The sequence below is a fragment of the Mannheimia glucosida genome, from assembly GCF_046267875.1.
Lineage (GTDB): Bacteria > Pseudomonadota > Gammaproteobacteria > Enterobacterales > Pasteurellaceae > Mannheimia > Mannheimia glucosida.
This window is the reverse complement of record NZ_CP176502.1, coordinates 340,922-365,232: the sequence shown is the minus strand read 5'-3', so window position 1 is coordinate 365,232 and position 24,311 is coordinate 340,922. Positions and strand designations below refer to the sequence as shown.

Here is a 24,311-nt window from a genome sequence, read left to right as displayed (position 1 = left end):
TGAATCTTTTTAAACAAAACGGGCGTTCATACGCCCGTTTTTTTATAGTTATAGAGATAATAATGTTATTTTATACTTCATTTAATTAGGCAATCTTTACAGCTTGGTAACTACACTGTGGATTAACAATCAGATCGCGTGAAGCAATAATTTGTAACTCATAAAGCCCTGATCTAGCGGTTTGTTCCATTACCTCATTGACCGCATTTGCAGTATGTTCAAAGGCTTCTAGATCGGATTTTCCATTTAATAAGTTCGCCACAAATAGCCCTGCGGTTAAATCGCCTACACCCACAGGTTCTTTAGCAAATTGATAGAGTGGGCGGCTGATGTGCCAAATTCCGTCTTGGTTGGCGAACAGCATTTCAAATTTGTTGCTATCTTTTCCGACTCGGCTTAAATGTTTAACCAATACTTTTTTCGGACCTTTGGTTAAAATCACTTTCACTGCCTCGACAGCTTGCTCAAAATTTTCTACTGTTAAGCCGGTTAATTCTCTTAATTCCACTAAATTTGGGGTGATAATATCGGCTTGTGCCATAGCTAGATTGATCAATCCCTCTTTTACCCCATCTGCCACAATGCAGCCCTTATCTGGGTGTCCCATTACCGGGTCGCATACATAAATTGCGTTTGGGTTTTCCGCTTTCACTTTATGAAATGCCTGAATGATTTCGGCGACTTGTTCTGCCGAGCCGATATAGCCAGAGAGTACGGCATCGCAACGATGCAGTTCACCGATATTGTGAATGCCATCAACAATGCTACCGATTTGTTCTTTTGGCATCACCATACCGCCCCATTTTCCATATTGGGTATGGTTGGAAAACTGTACGGTATTTAACGCCCATACATCAATACCTAACAGCTGCATAGGAAAAGTTGCAGCCTTATTGCCGGCATAGCCGTAGACAACATGCGATTGTATGGATAGTATGTTTTTCATTCATTAACTCCTTTAAAATTTCAATATGTGTTGTTTTTTAGTCATTTGAAGTTGTAAGGACTTGAAGCGTACTAAGAAATCTCTATAATTCCGCTTCATTCTATTCCCCATTCAATATGCCGACTTAGCTCAGTAGGTAGAGCAACTGACTTGTAATCAGTAGGTCACCAGTTCGATTCCGGTAGTCGGCACCATCACTTTTTATTTTCTGATGAGTCCCCTTTAATATAAAACGGCAAGATTTTGCAAATTTTTACAAAAATCTTACCGCTTGTAGGGTATCAAATTATTAGACGTAACCGTAATTCATTAAGCGTTGATAACGCCGTTCTAGTAACTCTTCTTTATTGAGTTGATCTAACTCTGTCAAATCTTCTACAATCCGTTGTTTGAGGCTTTGGGCGATTTGCTCAACGTTGCGATGAGCACCGCCTAATGGTTCCGGCACAATGTTATCAATCAGCTCAAGCTCTTTTAAACGAGGAGCGGTTAAGCCCATTACTTCTGCTGCCGTGGAGGCTTTATCAGCACTTTTCCACAGAATAGAAGCACAGCCCTCAGGTGAAATTACCGAGTAAGTTGAATATTGCAACATATTGACCTTATCGCCTACACCGATCGCTAATGCACCGCCCGAGCCACCTTCGCCAATTACGGTACAGATTACCGGCACTGAAAGCTGTGACATTTCACGCAGGTTACGGGCAATCGCTTCTGACTGACCACGCTCTTCCGCACCAATGCCCGGATAAGCTCCCGGTGTGTCGATAAAGGTGATGATTGGCATATTAAAGCGTTCTGCCATTTCCATTAAACGTAACGCTTTGCGATAGCCTTCAGGAGCGGGCATACCAAAGTTACGTTTCACTTTCTCTTTTACGGTACGACCTTTCTGATGACCAATAACCATCACCGGACGTCCGTCCAGACGGGCAATACCACCGACAATCGCTTTATCATCGGCAAAGGCACGGTCGCCTGCCAGTTCGTCAAATTCGGTAAAAATATGCTCAATATAATCTAAGGTGTAGGGACGATTTGGGTGGCGAGCCATACGGGAAATTTGCCACGCATCTAAATTAGCAAAGGTTTTCTTGGTTAATTCTTCGCTTTTCTTTTGTAAACGCTTGATTTCATCATCAAGATTAATTTTGTCGTCTTGCTCGCTGACTGCTCTTAAAGACTCGATTTTGGCTTCCAGTTCAGCAATCGGCAATTCAAAATCTAAAAATTCTTGGCTCATTCTATTTTCCTTTTTATGGGCAAAATTATGGGGCATTATCGCTTATCAGCCAGTTATTGTCCATTTTCAATTACGCTAAATTGACCCATCGTACCTCTATCACGCAGCATAAAATCGCTCACACCAAAGGTAAATGGCAGTTGCTCGGGGGCAGTATTATCAAAGCGAACCAACAGCGTGATTTCTTGCTCCGCCTCAAGCCAAACGGTGTCCCGCCACGCAAGTTGTTTGATAGGGTATTGCTTGCGGTTTTGGGTTTCAATAATGAATTTTGCACCTTGTAGCGTAAATCCGACCGCTTGTGTGCTATGTAAATACCAACGCTCAACGCTGCCTTTTTGCGCGGTAAAATCAATGCGTTTGGGGTCAAACCGCTTTTGGTTGATTAAATAATCAACCGGACGAATGGCAAAACGTCTCTCTTGGCTGATTTTCAGGTTAAATTCCTCTAAGTTGAAAGCCGGTAAACTCGGTTTATTATTCAATACCGCTGCCATTCCTTCAGGGCGAAGCTCTAAAATCACGTTATCATTTAATTCATCGTTATTGGCAAAGACCTGCCCGATTTTGTAAAAAATATCTCTTTTTTGACCGCTTATCAGCGATACCGCTTTCCCTTCGCTTAAATCGACCAACACTTCCACCCTTTCACTCGGTGCAAGTTGAACCGATTCGGTTTCAAGTGGCTCTGCCAGCATTCCTAAGCCGGTGGCGATTAGGTACAACGGCTGCTCGTTATCTAAGCGTAATTCATAAGCACGGGAAAGTGAGGCATTGACGATCCGCAATCTGACCCAGCCACGAGGCACGTTAAAATAAGGCGATTCCTGCCCATTAACAAATAATCGCTTACCGAAAAATTGTGGGGTGTTTTTATCTAATACCTGCACACCTTCTTTATTTAGAAGTTGGTCTTGTAGAATTAAGGGAATATCGTTTACGCCATATTTATTGGGTAAAGCAGCTTTTTTGCTCTGTTCATCTTCAATCAGCCATAAACCGGCTAGGCCCCGATATACTTGGAATGCTGAGTTGAGCATCGTATCGGCATGATACCAACAAGTACAAGCCGGTTGGTTAATAGAAACAATCGGCGACCAACTGCTTTTTGGCTCCAGCGAGCGGTGTACTGTGCCGATAATCTCACTTGAGGCTTGCAGCCCCTGAATATTCATCGAGATTTTTTGCGGCAGGTTATTAAGGTAGGTTAATTTGACGAAATCGCCCGATTTTACCCGCACGGTTGGGGCAAGATATTGCCCGTTCACTCCCCATACATCAACCAATTTGCCTTTATCAAATTGGGTTTGTGCAGGGCGTAAATCTAACCGAACCGGCTTACCTCGCCCAATATCCATTAACGGCGGAATTTTAAGTTGCGGGCGATCTGCTGCTAATAGCGGTGTTGGCATTGTTGCAAATGCAGTCGCAAGGGCAGAACCTTGTAAAAATTGGCGTCGGGTGATCTGTTTTTTCATATTAGGCGTTTTTTTCAGTGTTTTCTAACTGTTCGACTTCTTGATTAAGTTGTTCAAATTTTGCCAACATAATTTGATGACACTTTTCCATCAGTTCTTTGACGTTTTCACGGGAATAGCCTGAAGTATCAATCGGATCAAGCATTTCACAGATTACTGTGCCGTTATTTGAACGGTTCAAATCCACTTTATTGTGTAAATTAGAGCAAACTACCGGCACAATCGGCACGCCGGCAGAAATGGCTAAATGGAATGCACCGGTTTTAAATGGCAGTAAACCACGCCCACGGCTACGAGTACCTTCCGGGAACATCCACACCGACACATTGCGTTCTTTCACGATTTGCCCTGCTTTATTCATTGTTTCAATCGCACTGGAACGCTTTTCACGGTGAATAAAAATATTGCCAGTTGCCCAGTAAACTAAACCGAAAAACGGAATCCAAATCAGGCTTTTTTTGCCGATACTGACCGTATTTTCTGCCACCATTGAGGAAATCGTCACCATATCGTAATTGTTTTGATGATTGCCGATATAGACAACCGGATAATTAATTTCCGGCTTTTTGCGGGTAATTAATTTCAGCCCGACTAATTTATGCAAAGCACCAAACCAACGAGCTACCACACCCACGCTACTTGGGTGACGTAAACGCAGTAACGCATAAATAGTGCCAAAAATAGAAATGAAAATAGCGGCAAGGGCAACAATTAAAATACGAAAAATTTTTAACATAATGGAATAACCTTAAAAATAAATTGTCTAGGAGTATAGCAAAATAAGGTTATTTTCTAAAGGCTATCCACATTAAATTGATAGTTTCCTATTTTGCAAAAAATCGGTATATTTAAACCGCTTGTTTATTTGATAAGGAGAAAAAAATGAGTAAAGTGACTTTAGCAGGAAGCCCGATTGATGTTGCAGGCACATTTCCACAAAAAGGCGATGTGGTTGCCGATTTTACCTTAGTCAACAGTGATTTAAGTGATGTTTCGCTTTCCGATTTTAACGGTAAACGTAAAGTGTTAAATATTTTCCCAAGTATTGACACCGGCATTTGTGCCACTTCTGTGCGTGTGTTTAATCAAAAAGCGGCTGATGTAGCGAATACGGTTGTCCTTTGCATTTCAGCGGATTTACCTTTTGCCCAAGCACGTTTCTGTGGAGCAGAAGGAATTGAAAATGCCAAAGTATTATCCAGTTTCCGTCATCGTGATTTACACAACAAACTGGGGGTAGATATTATTTCAGGTCCGTTGGCAGGCTTAACCTCACGTTCAGTAATTGTGTTAGATGAAAACAACAAGGTATTACACAGCGAATTAGTGCCGGAAATTAAACAAGAGCCGGATTATGATGCTGCGTTAGCGGTACTTTAATTTAAGAGTTGTATTTCAGTTGTATAGGGGTTAGCACTTTAACCCCTAGTTTACATTATTTGAATGTACGTTTTCTGATACTTAGCTATTAACTAGCTCAACAATCTCTCTTACCAATTTCCCAATCTCCTCCCACTTCTGCGCTTTAATCAGCGACTTCTCCACAAACCAAGAGCCGCCGCAGGCGACCACATTTGGAATCGCAAGGTAGTCGTTGATGTTTTGTGGAGAGATGCCGCCTGTCGGCATAATTTGTAAGTTGCAGTAAGGACCGAGCAGGGCTTTAATCATTTTCACGCCGCCGCTTGCTTCAGCAGGGAAAAATTTGACCGCTTGTATGCCGAGTTCGAGGGCGGCTTCAATCGCCATCGGGTTATTCACGCCCGGTGTAACAGGCAAACCTAACGCTTGGCAATATTTGACGATAGTCGGATTAAACCCCGGAGTCACAATGCAATCCGCTCCAGCGTTTTTGGCAGTTAAGACTTGCTCTTTGGTCAGCACTGTGCCTGCTGCAATCAATACTTCCGGATAGTTGGCTTTCACTAATTTAATCGCCTCTTCGGCAGCTTCCGAGCGGAAAGTGATTTCCACCACCGGTAAACCGTTTTCGGAAAGGGTTTTCGCCAGTGGTAAAATATCTTCTGCTTTATCCAAAGCAATCACGGGAACAACTTTAAGTTGTCTTAATTTTTCAATGATTTGTTCGGTGGTATAACGCATTTCTAGCCTCACTATGTTGTATTGCAAGCGGTTGCTTTTGTAAAAAATGTTGCAAATTGAACCGCTTGTCTGTTATTTACATTGATTGTACAAACTGCGATTTCAGATGAGCGGTGGCGGATTTGGCAATAATCGCCCCTTTGTGCTGAATGACGATACCGGCAACGGCATTTCCTTGTTGGCAACAGGTGACGACATCTTTACCCAATAAGTAACCGTTAAGAAAACCGGCATTAAAGGAATCACCGGCGGAAGTAGTATCGACCACGTTTTCTACTGCAACGGTCGGCACAAAAGTCCGCTCCCCGTTTTCCAACACCGTTGCCCCCAGCGAGCCTTGTTTCACCACAATGGTATGAATGCCATATTGAGCCAGACGGTCAAAAGTGGCTTGTTCATTCACATCCCCCCAAAGCAGTTGTTCGTCATCAAAGGTAACGAGAGCTAAATCGACTAATTGCAACAACTCAGCATACTGAGCTTGGGCAGCCGCCTGACTTTCCCACAGTTTCGGGCGATAATTGCTGTCAAAGGCGATTTTCACCCCTTGGGTTTTCAGCTCACGCAACTGTGCAATCAGCAAAGTGCGGTCGTTTTCCGGCAAGATGGCGAGGCTGATACCGCTCAAGTAAACCATATCCACCTCGCGTAACGCCGAGAGTGCTTTGGGATAGTTGGGGTGTTGCAACAAATAACGGGCGGCAGATTGATTTCGCCAATACAGGAATGTCCGCTCGCCCTGTTTATCCAACTGAATCAGATACAGCCCCGGCTGGCGGTGCTCGTCACGCAACACAAAATCGGTGTTGATATTATCCGCCTGCCACGCCGCCAACATGCCTTGGCTGAGTTTATCCGTGCCGAGAGCGGAAATATAACGCACCTCAATCTGTTCAGGCGAACTCACCCGAGCCAAATAGGTAGCGGTGTTGAGCGAATCCCCACCGTAGGTTTGGTGCATCTCCCCAAAAGGCTCCCCGTTTAACTCAATCATACATTCACCGAGAATGGCGAGTTTTTTCATTTAGCCCTCACTTTTATTAAAATAGTAGCTATATTCTTTTTCAAACTGCTCTTTATCTAAAATGTATTGATGTAAATGTTGTTCAATACATTGCTTCGCTCGTTCTTTATCTTGATGGCGGATAGCAGATAGAATCTCTTTATGTTCCTCAACGGTTTTCATTGAGGGTTTATGCTTAAAAATAAAGGTTCTTGCTCTATCAAAATGAATATTAAGCCCTTTCATAAGCTCATAAATATTATTCTTATCGGTTAATTTGAAAAAGAGTTGATGAAGTTGATTATCCAGTTCCAAAAACTTTTCGTAATTTTTTTGGTTAAGATAAAATTCCTGTAATGCAATACATTCATCAAGTATGTTGATATCAGATTGGTATTGTTCTTCGCATAGTAATGCAACAACCTCTTTCTCGACAGTTAGGCGTAAAAAGCGAGCCTCTTCAACAAGCAAAGGATCAATTAATGAAATAAAAGTCCCTTTTTGGGGTTGGATAGTCACTACCTTGTTTCGGGCAAGATCAATTAATGCTTCCCTTACAGGTGTTCGGCTGATCCCAAGCAGTTCAGCAAGCTCGGTTTCACTCACTTTGCTACCGGGGATTAATTCCATATTGATGATCATTTCTCTGATTAGGCGATAAGCATAATCGCGGGAACTTTCTCGATGTTTTGGCTCGACCATTTTATTACCTTAACTTACATACTTATGTAAAGTCCGTCTTACAGCACCGGTTCCCATAAGTAATTCATTGAAACAGTGTACGACTTTATCTGCTAAACCGACCTCATTAAGATCCACGCCAAAAATGGTGTTATCGGACAAAATAGAGCGTAATTGATCTACAGATAGATGATCGCCTAGTTTAACATAAGCCAGTTTATCTTTTAGCTCATTTAAACGTGGATCAGGACTATTTTCAAATGGTTTACCTTGGTCATCAATTGCGAGTAAGTAACGTAACCAGCCTGCAAAAACGAGAGGAATTGTCACCAGCTCATCAACAGGTTTACCTGATTTTATGTAAGATTTAATGGTTTCTCCAAAACGAATAGCCAGTTTTTGGGAGGTATCGGTTGCAATGCGTTGAGGTGTATCCGGAATAAAATCGTTTGATAAACGGATATTGATCACTTCATCAATAAACTGTTTCGGATTGATAAGTTTTGGATTAATCACTACAGGGAGACCTTCTTGATAACCCAGTTTTTGAATAAGAGCGAGTAAATCACTATCTCTGACTTCATCAGAAATTTTAGTAAAACCTAATAGACAACCAAAAATTGCTAATGCGGTATGCAATGGATTTAAGCAAGTTGTCACTTTCATGGTTTCAATTTTATTGACGGTGGCACGATCAGTTAAAATCACGCCAACTTTTTCTAATGCCGGGCGACCGTTGGGGAAGTTATCTTCTATTGCCAAATATTCCAATTCTTCCGCATTCACAAATGGAGCAACGTAAGTGTTTTTAGATGTAACCACAGGTTCCAAATCTTCTATCCCTTCATTTTGCAGTTGTTTTTGTACTTCAGCATCAGGGCGAGGCGTGATTTTATCAATCATTGACCAAGGAAAGCTGATTTTATCGGAGTGAAGATAATTGATAAAATCTTGCGAAATATGACCGCTCTTTTGCCATTGTTCGGCAAATTCTAAAATCACTTTTTGTAGCTTAGCTCCATTTTCAGACATATTATCCATACTGACTAAAGCTAAAGGTAATGCACCTTGATTAAAGCGTTCCACTAATAAGGCAACAATTTTACCGATATAGCTTTGGGGGGCAGCCAGGCCTTGCTCAAAATCAGCTTGTACGGCAGGATAATATTCACCTTGTTGGTTTTTAATCAAATAGCCTTTTTCAGTAATTGTCAGGCTCACCATTTGCAAGCTAGGAGCTTGGAAAATGGCTTTTAAGCGAGCAAAATCTTCTTGAAATGCAGGATCCATTCTGAGGCTTTCGACAATGCTGCCAATCACAATTTTATCTACAGAATGGTCGTTTTTCAGCTTAGCGAATACAGAGAGATTATCATAAGGGCGGTATGCTTTTTCAATAATTTCATAATCAAAGCCTTCGGCGACAATGATCCCTTGTTGAGCTTCACCACTGTTTAATAGGCGTTGTTGTAAATTAGCTAAAAAAGCACGGAAAATATTGCCTGCTCCTAGGTGTAACCAAGCGGGCGATTTTTGGGTATTTTTTGCAATTTCTTCTAGGTTGAATTGGGGTAATTGATACCCCTTTTCCTGCCATTCCGGTGATTTTAACGATTGATAGGATAATTTCATTATTTTGCTCCTTTTGCTTTCTCACAAGCGTCCCAAACACCTTGGATATACATAATCCCTAATGCACGGTCATATAAACCATAACCCGGTCGGCATTTTTCGTCCCAAATATGGCGACCGTGATCCGGGCGATAGTAACCTTGATAATTAACATCATTAAATGCTTTCACGATTTCAGCAATATCTAATGAGCCGTCACTGCTTAAGTGTGAGGTTTCTAAGAAATCGCCATTATCAAAGACTTTAATGTTGCGGATATGAGCAAATGGAATGCGTTCGTGGAAGGTGCGTACCATTCTCGGAATATCATTGTTTAAATTCGGTCCTAATGCACCGCTACATAAGGTAATTCCGTTAGCAGGGCTATCTACCATTTCAATGATTTTTTGTAAGTCGTCATGGCATTTCACAATGCGTGGTAAGCCAAATACGGAGAATGGCGGATCGTCCGGATGAATTGCCATTTTGATACCGACTTCTTCTGCTACCGGAATGATTTGTTCTAAGAAATACTTGAGGTTTTCTCTTAGTTTATCTTCGGTCATCCCTTTGTATAAATCAAATAATGTATCCAAATGTTTTAAGCGTTCAGGTTCCCATCCCGGTAAAGTCAACTCTTTTGAATTTTCCATAAATTGCTTCACTAACACTTTTGGATCGATACCGTCAATTTTGGCGTGTTCATAGAAAAGTGCGGTTGAACCGTCTTCCGTTTCTTTGAATAAATCGGTACGAATCCAGTCAAAGACAGGCATAAAGTTATAACAAACCACTTTTACGCCGTATTTACCTAAGTTGCGTAAGGTTGTTTTGTAATTTTCAATATAGGTTTCACGTTCAGGAGAGCCTAATTTAATGCTTTCGTGAATGTTTACGCTCTCTACTACATCAATGTTTAAGCCATAAGGTTCCACTTGGCTTTTTACTTCTGCAATACGTGCTTCTGTCCAAATTTCACCTGCCGGAACATCGTGCAATGCCCAAACAACCCCAGTCATACTTGGGATTTGTTTAATATGAGCAAGTGGAATTGTGTCGTTTCCTAATCCATACCATCTAAATGTTGTTTTCATTTTGTTATCCTTACCATTCTAATAATACTTTGCATACAGTGTTTTTTTCATTTTTGATTACATCAAATGCTTTCTCGATGTCTTCAAATTTATAGGTGTGAGTAATCATTTTTTCAGGCGTTACTTTGCCGGATTCAAATAACGCAATAACTTCAGGAAAACGTTTATTATTTAAACGTGTGCCAAATACGTTAATGCCTTTTTTGGTGAAGGCTACCTGTGGAATTTCAGATGGTGTTGCTCCTGTACCAAGCACAACAAAACGACCGCTTGGTGCAACAATATCCAACGCATCTAAAATGCTTTGTGGAGAACATACCGCATCAATCACAACGTGAGCTCCTTCGTTATCGGTAAACTCTGCAACTGCTTGTTTTAGATCGATATCTTTCACGTTAATCGCTTTGGTTGCTCCCATTTCACGAGCAAGGCTTAAACGTTCTTCAAAGATGTCTGTAATTAGGACTTCTGCACCTCGAGCGATTGCGACTTGCATTGCAGCAAGCCCGGCAGGACCAGAGCCGAATACCACAACTTTATCGCCTTGAGCCACATTTGCTCTGGTATTAATTTCCACACCTACTGCATAAGGTTCAATTAACACGGCAGTTTTATGAGCAATTTTATCGGTGTTGACTTTATACACATTGTCAGCTCTGCTTTTAGCATATTGTGCAAAGCCCCCTTGTTGATGAACACCGGTGACTTTTAAATTGCTACATACATTGTGATGACCTGTTCGGCAAGGGTAGCAATGACCACAACTATTTACGATATCACTAACCACAAAATCGCCGACTTTAACATGAGTCACTGCGTTCCCCACTTTTTCTACTGTGCCAACAAATTCATGACCGATAACCATCGGATATTGTGCTAAAGAGTTGCCACCGGTATAAATGCCGATATCTGATCCACAGATTCCGCCGAACGTAACTTTGATGACAACATCTGTATCATTTTCTATTTCCGGGATTGGGATATCTTCGATTTTTAATTCAAACGGTTTATGTACAATCACAGCTTTCATTTTATTAAGTCCTTATTTAGTAAAGAATTTTAATGGTTCCATAAAGGTACTAGGGAATAAAATCAACATAAGTAGTACTGCAATAATGGCAAGTAAGAACGGCCAAATCTTCTTCACAATACGTTCCATATTGATTTTTCCGGTGCTGGCAGCAACATTAAGTACCGTACCTACGGGTGGTGTGAGTAATCCAAATACACAGGTAATAATAAACACCACGCCAAAATAGACAGGATTGATTCCGGCTTGCTTAACTGCAGGCATTAAAACAGGTGTTAGAATTAAGATGGTAGGTACAACATCCATAGAAGTACCTACTAATAACACGAGCCCTGCGATCACTAACATCAATAGTGTTGGTGAATCAATAAATGGAGCCAGTAACTCAGTAACAATGCGAGGAATATTACCGATGGTCATAAGCCAAGATGAAACCATTGCTGCAGAAGCTAAGAACATAATCGCTGCACTGGCTTTGGCGGAAGAAATAAAGCATTCCTTGATAGCTTGGAAAGTTAATTCACGATAAACAAACAAACCGATAATCAGAGCATAAACAACAGCAACAACACCAGCCTCTGTTGGCGTAAACACACCACTACGTAGACCGAGTAAAATGCCTATCGGCATAAAAATTGCCCAAATTGCTTTACGGCAGGCGGTGAAAACTTCGCGGCACGTTCTTTTCGGTAATGGAACGGCAGAATCTTGGCGGGAAACCAATGACCAAATCAGACATAGTGCAATGGTGATATAAATGGCTGGTGCAATACCACCCATAAATAAATCAGTCACAGAAACACCGGCACTGACACCAAAGATAATCATAGGAACGGACGGTGGCATAATCGGAGAGAGGATATTACCTGCACCAATAAGTGCTGTTGCACGATCTCGGTTATAGCCGATGGTTGCCATCATTGGAATTAAAATGGCTCCCAATGCTGCAGTTGAGGCAACCGCACTTCCTACCAAACTCGCGAATAATAGAATTGCAATAATAGCGACATAGCCTAAACCACCGCGAATATGCCCAACCAAAGCAGTTGCGGCATCAACAATTTTGTTGGTTAGGCCTCCACGGTTCATTAAGTCACCTGCGACCACAAAAAATGGAATTGCCATCATTGAGAAGCTATCAGCACCGTTAAAGAGGTTCTGAGAAAGGATTTGTGAGTTAAAGCCATCAAGGTAAAACATCAGCATCATACCTGAAAATAGCAGGGAAAATGCGATAGGAATACCGATGACGATACCACCTATAAGGCTCGCTAAGAAAATAAGAATAGTCATATTGTTCTCCTAGTCAGAATCTGCTTCACTCATTAAGGCTGCTTTATGAACAGATTTTGGATTTCTAATCACATCAATAATATTCAATAATGCAATCAGAATAATTGCGGCTCCTGTTAATAATCCGATTCCGTATACAATAGATAAAGGTAGACCTGTTGCAGCTGCTTTTGCGGTGGAAGATTGAATCACCATAGCAAGGCTACCCTTAAATAAGATAGCCATAACCGTAATAATGATGATTCGTCCAATGACAAAAAGCACCCATTTCAGCTTTTCAGGACAGTTTTTGATGAATGTATCTACGCCCAAATGAGCATTTTCTTTCATTGCCACAATAGCTCCGAGATAGATAACATAAACGAATACGTATCTTGAAACCTCTTCTGACCAGACTAATCCCGAATTGAAAAAGAATCGGAGAATGACATTCAAAAAGACTAATGCAATCATGATGGCAAGCATTAAGCCAAGTAAAATTTGAATGCCATTAAATAGTTTATCGGTAAATGTTTTCATCACTTCACCACTTAGAAAGATAAGATTATTGGATGTTACGTACTTTATTTACTAATGCCTCAGCCCAATCATATTTTTTATATAAATCAGCATAAAGAGGTTGCATTTTCTCCACTAATAATTGCTTATCGGCATCTGTTGGCACGGTAACTGTGCCGCCTTTTTCCTGAACCAGTTTTTTATCTGCATCAATGCTGGCTTGATATAAATCCCAGCTCTTATCAGAAGTTGCTTTTGCAGCCTCGTTAAAAATAGCTTTTTCTTCATCGTTCAAACTATTCCAGAAGTTTGCGTTGGCTAATAATTCTAATGATGAGATCATATGATTGGTTTCATAGATATTTTTATTTACAGAGTAGAAACCTTGTTGAACAAATGTTGATAATGGATTATCTTGCCCGTCTACGACACCTTGCTCTAATGCTGTAAATACTTCACCTAAACCCATAATTGCTACATTTGCTCCTAACAATTCTGCTACTTTGACGTGAATCGGGTTGTTAGGCATACGCATTTTTTGCCCTTTAAATTGATCAGGAGAGGTTAATGGTTTGCTCGATGAAAATACGCGAGCTCCATTTGGCATCCAAGCTAGGAATTTGATCGGCTGGTTTTCTTCAAAACTTTTGGCAATTTCATCGCCGACTTCGCCTTGGTAAACTTTGCGTGCGTGAGGCACATCTTTGAATAAGAATGGGAAATCTGGTACAGACATTTTAGGCACTTCAGACCACATCACAGTACCCAGTACCGACATATCAATAATGCCTTGTCGGGTATAGTCAAAGGACTGTTTTTCGTCACCTAATTGACCTGAATCATAAATATCGATTTGATATTTACCATTAGTTTTACTTTCAATCATCGGTTTAAATACTTCTTTTAACGCAATAGTTGAAGGATGAGTTGCAGCTACAACAGACGAAACTTTAACCACTTTAGTTTGAGTGCTGTCAGATGAGGCTTTATCATCACAGGCAGCTACAGAAAATAACATGGCACTTGCAAGTAATGATTTTAAGAAAGTTCTCTTTTTCATATGAATGTTCCTTTTGGTTTAAAGAATTCTAGTATACAAGTATTTCATGTGGTGAATATAACAAAAAATTCAATAGAAAAATGAGAGGAAGATCACAAATTTGAGCGAAAGTTATAAAAATAGTTAGAAATCTTTTTTGTGAATTTATTAAATTTTGAGAGCATAAAAAAGCCCGTTGATTCAATTCAACGGGCTTTGTTTTTAGTGATTATTTCTTACGAGAGTGTAAGCCTTTTTTCTCAAGGTTACGGTAAATCAACCATTGCTGTGCAATCGTAATTAAGTTTGAGGTTAACCAGTAAAGCACCAGCCCTGATGGGAACCATAAGAAGAACACGGTAAAGATAACCGGCATAAAGGTCATTACTTTTTGTTGTACTGGGTCAGCCACCGGTGTTGGTGACATTTTTTGTAACAAGAACATCGAACCACCCATTAATAAAGGCAGAATGTAGTACGGGTCTTGTGCGGATAAGTCTTGAATCCAGCCGAAGAACGGTGCGTGGCGTAATTCTACCGCTTCCATAAATGTCCAATATAAAGCGATGAAAATCGGCATTTGGATTAGAATCGGTAAGCAACCGCCCATTGGGTTTACTTTTTCTTCTTTGTAGAGCTTCATCATCTCTTGGCTCATACGTTGGCGGTCATCGCCGAAACGTTCACGCATTTCAGTAATGCGAGGCTGTAACATACGCATTTTAGCCATTGAGGTATACTGTGCTTTGGTTAACGGGTAAAGAAGGGTTTTTACTACAATGGTTACGCCAATAATTGCCAAGCCCCAGTTGCTGACGATTTTTTGGATTGCGGTCAGTAACCAGAATAGCGGTTTAGCAATAAACCACGCCCAGCCGTAATCTACGGTTAAGTCTAAGTGATTTGCGGCTTCTTCCATCTCTTTCTGATCTTTAGAACCTGTCCAAAGTTTGCTGCTTAGATTCGCTTCTGAGTTCGGGGCAACGGTGGTTAACGGACCACGATACCCGATAGTCGCTACACCATTATTGGTGCGTGAGTAAAGATCGTTTTCCGCATCTTGGTTTGGCACCCAAGCAGACACGAAATAGTGTTGTAATACTGCAACCCAACCTGCTTTGGTATCGATGCTTAAGTTGGCTTTCTCCATATCTTGGAAGCTGTATTTTTTGTAGTTGGTTTCTGAAGAAGAGTAAGCACCGCCTGTATAAGTTGGCATGGTTAAACTACCTGAACTTTCAACCACAGAGTGTTTTAATTGCCCGTAAGGCTGAACTTCAATCGATTGTGCAGTGTTATTTTTGATATTGAAGTTTACCCCAACATCGTAGCTACCACGTTTCAGTGTGAAAGTTTTAGTGTAAACCACACCCTCTTTTTCAAAGGTTAACGGAACAGAAATTTCGTTTTGACCTTCAGCTAATTTGAAGCTATCAGCCGTTACCGCATATTGTGGGCGACCGGCATTGGTATCAATTCCGTTTTTACCCACTAAACCGCTTTGAGCAACGTAGATTTTACCCCCCTCTTGCTGTAACAGTTTAAATGGGGTGTGAGAGTGTAATTCAGCATTGTGTTTTAACAAATCTGAACCGATAACATCACCGCCTAAGGTATCAATAGTCAGGCGTAATACATCGCTTTCCACGGTAATGGTTTTACCTTGTGTGATGCTGTCTGCGATTGGATTATTGGCATTGGAAGCAGAGGGAACATCACCCGCTTGTTGGGTTTGAGCTGCCACTTGAGCTTGTTTTTGAGCTTGAATTTCAGGATCGAAATCTTGTTGCCATTGCGTAAAAATCAAAATAGACACAAGAAGTAAACCCATTAGCAGTAAGCCACGATTATTCATGTTGAAATTCTCTTGTTAGTAATGGATAAAAAGAAAGGTATTTTATAATAGGTTAGCTTGTTTTCCAAACGCCTTTTATGAACAAGCGGTCGGATTTTCAGACTTTTTTGCAAAAGTTTGATCAAATCTGACCGCTTGCAGTGAATAAGAAACTAGCGTTTATCTAAAGTTTTGGTAGAAAGGCGAGCCACGGCACACAAGTTGCCTTGTTCGTCTTTAATGTCGATATTCCAGACCTGTACTTCACGCCCTAATTTTAGCGGGAAGGCTTTGGCAATCGCTTTTGTGCCTGCCGGAATTGATTTTAAATGGCTGATGTTTAGCTCCATTCCCACCGCAATTTGATGAGCTTCACACACCATTAACGCCCCTGCATTGGCAGTAGTTTCCGCGAGTGCTGCCGATACACCGCCGTGCAATACGCCAAACGGCTGTTGAGTGCGTTCGTCCACCCGAAGCTGTGCTTCAATCCAATCTTCACCGATAGCGGTAAATTCAATCCCTAAGTGTGACACCGCCGATTTTTGGCTCAGGGAGTTTAATTGTTCACAAGTTGCTGTTTGTTTCCAAATGGTCATTATTATTTCCTGTCTAATAAAAAAGCTGTCTATTTAGACAGCTTTCATTATCTCTTTGAGCGAAACATACTACGCCAATAGTACATTGTTTGGTCGCCCATATTACCTTAAGTCAAATAGCACTAAGGAGGTGATTTATGTGAAAAAATCAGAAATTTTATTTCTGGTTGCGTTACTATTTTTAATAGTAACGTCCACTAGCATTAAAGTACTCAGCATACTCGATGTGCTAGTTCGGTTATTCGCAAGATAACCTAAAATCAGACAGAGGCAGGCTGGTTACCTGCCTCACTTTTTATTCTAAGTCCTTTTAGGTTACATTTCAACCTTAAATCACTTCCAGCAATGCCTGAACAGGGTGCTTAATGGCTTGTTGTTCAAATCGTTTGACTTGAGAGCGGCAAGAGTAGCCTGTGGCTAAACAGCGTTCAAGCGGTTTGCCGTGGATTTTTTGTTGCCACGACTGCTCGTAAATCGCTTTTGACATCGCAAGATGTTTGGTCTCGTGTCCGAACGTGCCAGCCATTCCACAGCAACCGACATTTTCATTGAGTAAGGTTTCACCAAAATGAGCGAAAATGGCTTGCCACTCTTTCATTGAGCTTGGCAAGGCGGTGGATTCGGTGCAGTGAGCAAATAAATACCACGGCAAGCGGTCGGAATTTGCCGATTTTTTGCAATTTTCCAGCTCGCCCTTTTTAATCATTTCCCTTAACCATTCGTGTGCCAATAAGACTTTGAAATCGCCCCGAGATTCTTTGAGGATCTCTTTGTATTCTTCACGATAAAGCAAAGTTAAGGCAGGATCGACAGCCACCATCGGTAGCCCCAATTTCGCCACACGGTTTAAAAAATCGGCTTGGTTTTTCGCTGTTTTCGCAAATTTATGCAAAAAGCCTTTAACGTGTTGTGCTTTACCGCTTGGCTTGAATGGCAACACAATCGGCTTAAAGCCTAATTTTTTAATGAGAGCGATAAAGTCTGCCACCACTTTGGCATCGTAGTAAGAGGTAAACGGATCTTGCACAATAAACAAGGTTTTGCAATTTTTTGCAGAAAAATCACCGCTTGTAGCTTGTTGTTCAAGGCTTTCTAAGCTCTCGCCTTGGTAGCCGACTTCCACCAACTGATGTTGCAGATTTGGCACTGACAATGCTGGCAAATAGGTCATTCCAATGGTTTTGTTTGCAGCTTTTTCGGCAAAAGTTGAGGTGCTGAAAAAGTTAAAAAAACGTGGTTGTTTCGCCATTAAAGGGGCGATAAATTCTAAGTTTGAGACCACATAATCTTTCAGTGGTCGCAAATATCGGCTGTGGTAAAGCTCGTTAAATTGCGATCTGAACGTCGGTACGTCAATTTTGATCGGGCATTGGCTGGCACAGGCTTTGCAGGCAAGGCAGGTGTCCATCGCCGCTTTGACTTCGTGTGAAAAATCATACTCTTTGTTTTTATTGAGCGTGTTGCGAATTTTTGCAACAAAATCAGCTAATTTGACCGCTTGTTTGCGAGGTTTGAAGATCAAATCGTCTGGCGAAACGTTTTGTTCGGCAAGTAATCTGAGCCATTCACGCACAAGTGTTGCCCGCCCTTTCGGTGAGTAAAGACGATTGCCCGAGACTTTCATTGAGGGGCACATCGTGCTGTGTACATCAAAGTTAAAACATAGCCCGTTGCCGTTACAATTCATTGCTCCTTTAAATTCTTCTCGCACTTGGATTGGAATTTGGCGGTCAAAATCGGCTCGCATTTGTGAATCAATCGGGTAGAGTGAGGCTTTGCTTTCTAATGGTGTACAAATTTTACCCGGGTTCAAGCGGTTGTGCGGGTCAAATAAGGTTTTGATGTAACGGAGTTCTTGCCACAAAGTTTCACCAAAGAAACGTTCGCCGTAGTAAGAACGCATCCCTTTGCCGTGTTCACCCCAAATCAAGCCACCGTATTTAGCGGTGAGTTCGACCACTTGGTCGGAAATTTGCTTAAAGGTTTCCACTTGGGCTTTGTCGCATAAATCAAGAGCAGGGCGAACGTGTAGCACGCCGGCATCAACGTGGCCGAACATTCCGTAAGGCAGATTATAGCGATCTAATAAGGCTCGAAATTCCGCAATGTAATCAGCAAGATTTTCCGGCGGCACGGCGGTGTCTTCCACAAAGGCAATCGGCTTTGCCCAGCCTTTGGCATTGCCGAGCAAGCCCACGGCTTTTTTCCGCATTGCGTAGATTTTATCAATAGAATTCACATCGCTTGTGAGTTGATAGCCGATAATCCCTGCTTCATTATTTGCCATTTTTTGATCAAGGCTTTGGCAGAGTGCTTTGACTTGAGCTTCAATTTGAGCCTGATCGCTTGAGGCGTATTCAACAATGTTAATCCCTAAAATCGGGTTGGCGGGGTCTTCGGTTAATAAATCTGACACCGAATGCCAGACAATATCTTGTTTGGCAAGGTTGAGCACTTTGGAATCTACCGTTTCCACCGATAAGGCTTTTGCCTCTAACATAAAAGGGGCGGAGCGGAGGGCGGCATCAAAGGAATTATATTTAATGTTAATTAAGGTGCGATATTTAGGAATCGGAAGTAAATTCAATTTGGCTTCGCAAATAAAGGCAAGTGAGCCTTCCGAACCGGTTAAGATACGGGTAAGGTTAAATTCGCTTTCATCATTATTGAACACATTTTTTAAATCATAGCCGGTAATAAAACGGTTAAGCTGTGGCAGTTCGCTCAGCACTTTGGGGCGTAATGTTTTGCAACGTTTGAAAATTTCACGGTGCAAGGTTTTGCCGAGAGCGGAGAGGTTCAATTCTTCGATGTTTGCAAAAAAATCGGCAGATTTGACCGCTTGTGTCTCTAAAATATCGCCGTTAATAAGCACAGATTTGATGGCGAGAATATGATCAGATGTTTTGCCATATTGCAAAGAACCTTGCCCAGAGGCATCGGTGTTGATCATTCCGCCTAAAGTCGCTCGGTTACTGGTAGAAAGTTCGGGGGAAAAGAAAAGTCCGTGTGGTTTTAAAAATTGATTGAGTTGATCTTTCACCACACCTGCTTGCACCCGTACCCAACGTTCTTCCACATTCAGTTCCAAAATTTGATTCATATGGCGGGAGAGATCAACAATAATATTATTGTTAAGAGACTGCCCGTTAGTTCCTGTACCGCCACCTCTTGGAGTAAAGGTTAAATGTTGATATGTCGGCTTTTGGGCAAGTTTGGTCAAAATGATGACATCGGAAACGGATTTCGGAAACAGAATAGCCTGTGGAATTTGCTGATATACACTGTTGTCTGTTGCGAGCGAAAGTCTATCTGCATAATGTGATGCGATTTCCCCACTAAAATGCTGATTGACGAGTTCGGTTAAATAGGATTGGGTGGTTTTATCCAGTTGCGGTACTTCAGAAAGTCTAGGTATCATAGTTGTGTTTAGTTTTTATAATGAAAGCATTAAATTTTGTTTATCTTAGCAAGATTTAGGGAAATTGGGAATGGAAGGAGGGTTGATTAAAATATGTTCAAAAACCAATTATTTGTGCAAAAAATATTCAAATTTATACATTTCTATACATTTCATTAGGAAAAAACGATTGATTTTTCGAAAATGAAACCACATAATGACAATATTCTTGCTCAATCTAAATTAGAACAAGAATGTTACTCAGAAGATAAATTTTATACAAAAAAGTTCTGTTTTTAGATAAATCTTTGTATAATAGCTTCTGACATTAGCTATCTTGCTTCTTATTATAATGTTGAAGCATAAAGTTAAAGTTTTAATACTTTTTGTGGGTATTAAGAATTTATTTTAATCGATGACAATATTTAAGAGGATCATCAAAATGAAAAAAACATTAGTTGCATTAGCAGTATTATCAGCAGCTGCAGTAGCTCAAGCAGCTCCACAAGCTAACACTTTCTACGCAGGTGCTAAAGCTGGGTGGGCATCATTCCACGACGGTTTAACTCAATTTGACCACAAAGATGGTGGTGAATTCGGTATTAACCGTAACTCTGTAACTTACGGTGTATTCGGTGGTTACCAAATCTTAAACCAAAACAACTTTGGTTTAGCGACAGAATTAGGTTATGACTACTTTGGTCGTGTTCGTGGTAACACTACATTTGCTGGTGATGATAAAGAAAAAACTGCGGCTAAACATTCAGCTCACGGTGCGCACTTAAGCTTAAAACCAAGCTACGAAGTTGTTCCTAACTTAGATGTTTACGGTAAAGTAGGTGTTGCATTAGTTCGTAACGATTACTACGTACAACAAAATGTAGCTAAAGATTCACGCATTAAAGCTCACAACTTAAAACCTTCTCTATTATTAGGTGCTGGTCTTGAGTATGCAATTACTCCTGAATTAGCTGCTCGTGTTGAATATCAATACTTAAACCGTGTTGGTAACTTAGATAAGGCAGCTCGTAAAACAGCTAATATCGAGGGTACAAACTTCCAATACAGCCCAGATATCCACTCTGTATCTGCAGGTTTATCATACCGTTTCGGTCAAGGTGCAGCACCAGTTGAAGCACCAGAAGTTGTAACTAAAAACTTCGCATTCAGCTCTGATGTTTTATTTGATTTCGGTAAATCAAGCTTAAAACCGGCAGCAGCAACTTCTTTAGATGCAGCACACGCTGAAATCAGCAACTTAGGCTTAGCAAACCCAGCTATCCAAGTTAATGGTTACACAGACCGTATCGGTAAAGAAGCATCTAACTTAAAACTTTCACAACGTCGTGCTGAAACAGTAGCTAACTACATCGTTTCTAAAGGTACTAACCCAGCTAATGTAACAGCTGTAGGTTACGGTGAAGCAAACCCAGTAACTGGTCATACATGTGATGCAGTTAAGGGTCGTAAAGCATTAATCGCTTGCTTAGCACCAGATCGTCGTGTTGAAATCCAAGTTCAAGGTTCAAAAGAAGTAACTATGTAATATAGTTATTCAGTTGAAAAATTGAATCAAAAAAAGCCCGCTTGTTAGTGGGCTTTTTTCTTTTTTTATTTCAGTAAATCTTTTAAACTTGATTTCATTTTAGCAACTTGCTCTAAGTAAAGTTGTTTATTTTCGAGTTCATCGGTTAATTTGACAATAGCTTCAGAAAGCGTTAGTTTTTGGCTTTTTGCATATTTAGAGAGCCTTAACCAGCTCGAATACTCTAAATCAATGGATTTTTTCTTGGTTGTTTGCTTTTCAGCATTAAAGAAGCGTTTGCGTTTGGCGCGTACTGATTGGCGCATTTTCTTACGTTGCTCAGGTGTCATTTCCGATTTAATCCATTTTTCCACTTCGTCCGGAGAGTCTTGCAAAGTAGAGAGGAACTGAACTTTTAAATCGATCAAGCTTTGTTCTTCATGCTTAGTAATATTTTCTCCTTCACGATGTTTTTTTAGGAGATATTGCCATTTCCAAGTTGTTTCTTGGGTGATGAGTTTCTGATATCGCATAATCTGAATATGATAGGAAAAAGTAAGCTATATTTAGCAAGTATAGCGGAATTTTGTATAATAAACCAAATTTTCAATAATGAGGCAGATTTGTGACCCTTTCTTTACTTAGTAGCCAAAAATTAGTAATGCAAAATGATTTCTCTCGTTTAGATGAGAAATTGAATTTTTTAGATTTTCAACCTCAAGCAAAACAAGCGTTAAATCAATTTTTACAATCTCAGTCTGGTGCTTTATTAGTCTTAAAATCTGAGCTTTTTCCGGAGTTTATCAATGAAATCACGGAATATCTGAAAAAATCTAGTGTAGATCTGCCGATTATTAGCAAAATGGATTTCAATAAAAATAGTCTATTTGGTTATTCTGTGTTTTTGGAAAGAGAGCTGAAAACAGAATATGTTAAAGGTGCAATTCACGAGGCAGATAAGGGAATTTTAATTGTTAATATCCGTTCGCTCTTATTGGATATTACCCAATGGGATAAGCTAAAACAGGCATTATTATTTGGTGAATATGAGCCAAATTCTGTTAATCACTCACCCTATTTATCGGCTAAAGAGAAATCAACATTTAAATTGATTTTAGTAGGGGAAAGAGAAGATATTTCTACTTTATCTGCTTATGATGATGGGTTGTATCAATTTGGGCAATATACCGAAATCAAATCCTACTTATCATTATCGGGTAATGTGGAGCAATGGGGAGGTTATGTTCAGAATTATGCTCAAAAGCTCATCAGTAAGCGATTCACTTCCACAGCGCTTAATCAATTTTTACAGGCCTATATACGTGAAAGTGAAAGCCGAGAGTTGGTGTCTATTTCCCCTACATTATTGAGAAAACATTTATTAGGAATTCAAAATTTTTACCCAAATGTGACCGAAATTGACGAGGTAAAAGGTTATTTTGATTATTTAGAACAGCAATCATCGATATTAAATCAATATACGGTGGGTGATATTCTGACTAATCAAATTTATATTGAAACCGAAGGAGAGGAAATTGGGCAGATCAATGGCTTATCGGTCATTGAGTTTGAAGGCATTCCGCATAGTTTTGGCGAGCCTTTACGCATAAGTTGTAATATACAATATGGTGATGGCGAAATTACAGATATTGAGCGTAAAGTGGAGCTAGGGGGAAATATCCACTCCAAAGGTATTATTATCGCCCAATCTTGTTTAGCGAATCTGTTAGAACTACCAACCCAGTTACCGTTTTCAGCTTCGATTGCTTTTGAACAATCCTATGGTGAAATTGATGGGGATAGTTCTTCTCTTGCGATTTTCAATGTACTAGTGAGTGCCTTAGCTAAAGTTGGCTTGCCACAATCTATTGCGGTGACAGGTGCTATCGATCAATTTGGGAATGTGCTAAGCGTGGGCGGGGTAAATCAGAAAATTGAAGGCTTCTTTAATATTTGTCACGCTCGCCAATTAACGGGGAAACAAGGTGTGATTATTCCAGCAGCCTGTGTTAGCCATTTGAGTTTAAGTTCAAAAGTTGTTGAGGCAGTGGAGCAAGGTCTATTTAAAATTTGGACGGTGGAAAATGTGTTTGATGCCATAGCGATTCTGTTTGAGCGGGATTTTTATGATGATGAGAAAGCCCCTAACTCAGCCCAAACAGCATTATTTACCTTGATTCACCAGAATCTAGATGAGCGGGAAAGTGAAGAAACAAGCGGTTCATTTTTAAGCAAAATTTGCAAAAAGATAAAGCTAGACTGATCCGACAAGTCAGCTTACAACTGTTCACTGAATTAAAAGTCTGTTACTATCAACCTGATTTATCAGTTATTGATATAACAGGCTTTTTTCACTTTACAGGATTTTAAAAATAATGAACAGTTGTACACCAATTATCAAACCAAGCTATACTTACGAAGAGCTTTTGCTATCAGGCAAAGGTCAATTATTCGGTGAAAAAGGGCCTCAATTACCGGCTCCACCAATGTTAATGATGGATCGAATCATTGAAATGAGCCAAGAAAAAGGCAATTTTGAAAAAGGATATATTGAAGCTGAGTTTGATATTAAACCGGATTTATGGTTTTTTAACTGTCATTTTATTAACGATCCTGTAATGCCGGGTTGCTTAGGCTTAGATGCGATGTGGCAACTGGTTGGTTTTTATCTCGGCTGGATTGGTGGCGAAGGCAAAGGACGTGCATTGGGCGTAGGTGAAGTAAAATTCACCGGGCAAATTTTACCGACAGCAAAAAAAGTCACTTACCGTATCCATATGAAACGTGTGGTCAATCGTAAGTTAGTGATGGGGGTTGCTGATGGTGAAGTCGAAGTGGACGGGCGAGTGATCTATACTGCTACTGATTTAAAAGTAGGCTTATTCCAAGATACGACAGCATTCTAATCCTTATAACCTTATAACAAAAAGAGCT

General features: G+C 40.5%; 21 protein-coding genes and 1 tRNA gene. 5 read left to right on the top strand and 17 right to left on the bottom strand.

Annotated features, from left to right (window positions below; translation table 11 throughout):
* Positions 1–85: 85 nt before the first annotated feature.
* The gene (gene pdxY / locus ACJ7Z2_RS01850; protein ID WP_409500616.1) at positions 86–946 is read right to left on the bottom strand and encodes a pyridoxal kinase PdxY; all 861 of its coding nucleotides are present in this window, start codon (positions 944–946) and stop codon (positions 86–88) included.
* A gap of 118 nt (positions 947–1,064) precedes the next feature.
* Between pdxY and ACJ7Z2_RS01845 the strand changes: the two genes are divergently transcribed.
* A tRNA-Thr gene (locus ACJ7Z2_RS01845) sits at positions 1,065–1,140 on the top strand.
* A 95-nt stretch (positions 1,141–1,235) separates the two neighbouring features.
* On the opposite strand, the gene accA is transcribed toward ACJ7Z2_RS01845, so the two are convergent.
* From accA to ACJ7Z2_RS01830, 3 genes are read right to left on the bottom strand one after another with little or no spacing between them, the layout of a single operon-like run.
* Positions 1,236–2,189 carry an acetyl-CoA carboxylase carboxyl transferase subunit alpha gene (gene accA, locus ACJ7Z2_RS01840; protein ID WP_409500615.1) on the bottom strand — a complete coding sequence of 318 codons (954 nt, stop codon included), beginning with the start codon at positions 2,187–2,189 and terminating at the stop codon, positions 1,236–1,238.
* 53 nt (positions 2,190–2,242) lie between these two features.
* Entirely contained in the window at positions 2,243–3,667 is a 1,425-nt protein-coding gene (locus tag ACJ7Z2_RS01835; protein ID WP_409500614.1) for a multicopper oxidase domain-containing protein, read from the bottom strand.
* Between the two features lies 1 nt (position 3,668).
* Positions 3,669–4,403: a 1-acylglycerol-3-phosphate O-acyltransferase gene (locus ACJ7Z2_RS01830; protein ID WP_409500613.1), complete on the bottom strand. Its 735-nt coding sequence runs from the start codon at positions 4,401–4,403 to the stop codon at positions 3,669–3,671.
* Positions 4,404–4,549: 146 nt separating this feature from the next.
* Here ACJ7Z2_RS01830 and tpx point away from each other — a divergent pair, with 146 nt between their 5' ends.
* Complete coding sequence (gene tpx, locus ACJ7Z2_RS01825) at positions 4,550–5,047, top strand: thiol peroxidase (protein ID WP_409500612.1); 498 nt, start codon at positions 4,550–4,552, stop codon at positions 5,045–5,047.
* 81 nt (positions 5,048–5,128) lie between these two features.
* Here tpx and ACJ7Z2_RS01820 read toward each other — a convergent pair whose 3' ends face one another.
* From ACJ7Z2_RS01820 to ACJ7Z2_RS01765, 12 genes are all read right to left on the bottom strand, one after another.
* Complete coding sequence (locus tag ACJ7Z2_RS01820) at positions 5,129–5,770, bottom strand: bifunctional 4-hydroxy-2-oxoglutarate aldolase/2-dehydro-3-deoxy-phosphogluconate aldolase (protein WP_409500611.1); 642 nt, start codon at positions 5,768–5,770, stop codon at positions 5,129–5,131.
* 76 nt (positions 5,771–5,846) lie between these two features.
* Positions 5,847–6,794: a sugar kinase gene (locus ACJ7Z2_RS01815; protein WP_409500610.1), complete on the bottom strand. Its 948-nt coding sequence runs from the start codon at positions 6,792–6,794 to the stop codon at positions 5,847–5,849.
* Positions 6,795–7,475 (bottom strand): GntR family transcriptional regulator, encoded by a 681-nt coding sequence (locus tag ACJ7Z2_RS01810; RefSeq protein WP_409500609.1) that lies wholly within the window; start codon positions 7,473–7,475, stop codon positions 6,795–6,797.
* 9 nt (positions 7,476–7,484) lie between these two features.
* Positions 7,485–9,086 carry a mannitol dehydrogenase family protein gene (locus tag ACJ7Z2_RS01805; protein WP_409500608.1) on the bottom strand — a complete coding sequence of 534 codons (1,602 nt, stop codon included), beginning with the start codon at positions 9,084–9,086 and terminating at the stop codon, positions 7,485–7,487.
* On the bottom strand, positions 9,086–10,159 hold the full coding sequence (gene uxuA, locus ACJ7Z2_RS01800) for a mannonate dehydratase (RefSeq protein ID WP_409500607.1): 1,074 nt from the start codon (positions 10,157–10,159) through the stop codon (positions 9,086–9,088). The genes ACJ7Z2_RS01805 and uxuA overlap by 1 nt, the downstream gene beginning before the upstream one ends.
* Before the next feature lie 10 nt (positions 10,160–10,169).
* On the bottom strand, positions 10,170–11,189 hold the full coding sequence (locus ACJ7Z2_RS01795) for a zinc-binding alcohol dehydrogenase family protein (protein ID WP_409500606.1): 1,020 nt from the start codon (positions 11,187–11,189) through the stop codon (positions 10,170–10,172).
* A gap of 12 nt (positions 11,190–11,201) precedes the next feature.
* Positions 11,202–12,482: a TRAP transporter large permease gene (locus tag ACJ7Z2_RS01790; protein ID WP_409500605.1), complete on the bottom strand. Its 1,281-nt coding sequence runs from the start codon at positions 12,480–12,482 to the stop codon at positions 11,202–11,204.
* Positions 12,483–12,491: 9 nt separating this feature from the next.
* Positions 12,492–13,001: a TRAP transporter small permease gene (locus ACJ7Z2_RS01785; protein ID WP_409500604.1), complete on the bottom strand. Its 510-nt coding sequence runs from the start codon at positions 12,999–13,001 to the stop codon at positions 12,492–12,494.
* A gap of 25 nt (positions 13,002–13,026) precedes the next feature.
* On the bottom strand, positions 13,027–14,040 hold the full coding sequence (locus ACJ7Z2_RS01780; RefSeq protein ID WP_409500603.1) for a TRAP transporter substrate-binding protein: 1,014 nt from the start codon (positions 14,038–14,040) through the stop codon (positions 13,027–13,029).
* Between the two features lie 208 nt (positions 14,041–14,248).
* On the bottom strand, positions 14,249–15,874 hold the full coding sequence (yidC, locus tag ACJ7Z2_RS01775) for a membrane protein insertase YidC (RefSeq protein WP_409500602.1): 1,626 nt from the start codon (positions 15,872–15,874) through the stop codon (positions 14,249–14,251).
* Positions 15,875–16,026: 152 nt separating this feature from the next.
* Positions 16,027–16,452, bottom strand: a complete 426-nt coding sequence (locus ACJ7Z2_RS01770; protein WP_409500601.1) for a hotdog fold thioesterase — start codon at positions 16,450–16,452, stop codon at positions 16,027–16,029.
* Positions 16,453–16,780: 328 nt separating this feature from the next.
* A complete protein-coding gene (locus tag ACJ7Z2_RS01765; RefSeq protein WP_409500600.1) occupies positions 16,781–19,873 on the bottom strand; it encodes an FAD-binding and (Fe-S)-binding domain-containing protein in 3,093 nt (1,030 codons plus the stop codon).
* Positions 19,874–20,294: 421 nt separating this feature from the next.
* Between ACJ7Z2_RS01765 and ompA the strand changes: the two genes are divergently transcribed.
* Positions 20,295–21,398 (top strand): porin OmpA, encoded by a 1,104-nt coding sequence (ompA, locus tag ACJ7Z2_RS01760; protein WP_409500599.1) that lies wholly within the window; start codon positions 20,295–20,297, stop codon positions 21,396–21,398.
* Positions 21,399–21,463: 65 nt separating this feature from the next.
* Here the strand turns inward: ompA and matP are convergent, their stop codons facing one another.
* Positions 21,464–21,910 (bottom strand): macrodomain Ter protein MatP, encoded by a 447-nt coding sequence (gene matP, locus ACJ7Z2_RS01755; RefSeq protein WP_126301303.1) that lies wholly within the window; start codon positions 21,908–21,910, stop codon positions 21,464–21,466.
* Positions 21,911–22,002: 92 nt separating this feature from the next.
* Here matP and ACJ7Z2_RS01750 point away from each other — a divergent pair, with 92 nt between their 5' ends.
* Positions 22,003–23,640 (top strand): AAA family ATPase, encoded by a 1,638-nt coding sequence (locus ACJ7Z2_RS01750; protein ID WP_154703535.1) that lies wholly within the window; start codon positions 22,003–22,005, stop codon positions 23,638–23,640.
* 112 nt (positions 23,641–23,752) lie between these two features.
* Positions 23,753–24,283, top strand: a complete 531-nt coding sequence (gene fabA / locus ACJ7Z2_RS01745) for a bifunctional 3-hydroxydecanoyl-ACP dehydratase/trans-2-decenoyl-ACP isomerase (RefSeq protein ID WP_126301301.1) — start codon at positions 23,753–23,755, stop codon at positions 24,281–24,283.
* Positions 24,284–24,311 lie beyond the last annotated feature (28 nt).